The 323-nt window shown below is 69.0% G+C and carries 1 protein-coding gene; it reads left to right on the top strand.

What is annotated here, in order from left to right; genetic code table 11:
- Positions 1-258, top strand: a 258-nt coding sequence (locus ACLZOT_RS51125) for an aminotransferase class I/II-fold pyridoxal phosphate-dependent enzyme (protein ID WP_416976135.1), incomplete at its 5' end; no start/stop codon positions are given.
- Between the last annotated feature and the right edge of the window lie 65 nt (positions 259-323).

The following is a 323-nucleotide window of genomic DNA, read 5'->3' as shown; positions in this document are numbered from 1 at the left end:
GGCATCCCCTTCATCTCGCCGATGTCGCACATCGTGTCGGCGTTCGTCGGCGACGACGCACGCTGCCGCGAGGCCTCGGCGCTGCTGCTGGAGCGGCACGGCATCTATGTCCAGGCCATCAACGCGCCCAGCGTCAAGGAGGGCGAGGAGATCCTGCGCATCGCGCCGTCCGCGACGCACACCTCACAGGACGTGGAGAAGTTCGCCGACGCCCTCGACGGCATCTGGCAGGAACTGGACATTCCGCGGACCTCCTGAGCGGGGCGGTGGCCGGAGCCGTGGGTCGTCTCCGGTCACCGCTCTTCGCCCCCTGCCCTTCCCTT

The organism is Streptomyces sp. 4F14 (genome assembly GCF_048159485.1).
Classification (GTDB): Bacteria; Actinomycetota; Actinomycetes; order Streptomycetales; family Streptomycetaceae; genus Streptomyces.
This window is presented reverse-complemented; position numbering and strand designations above follow the sequence as displayed.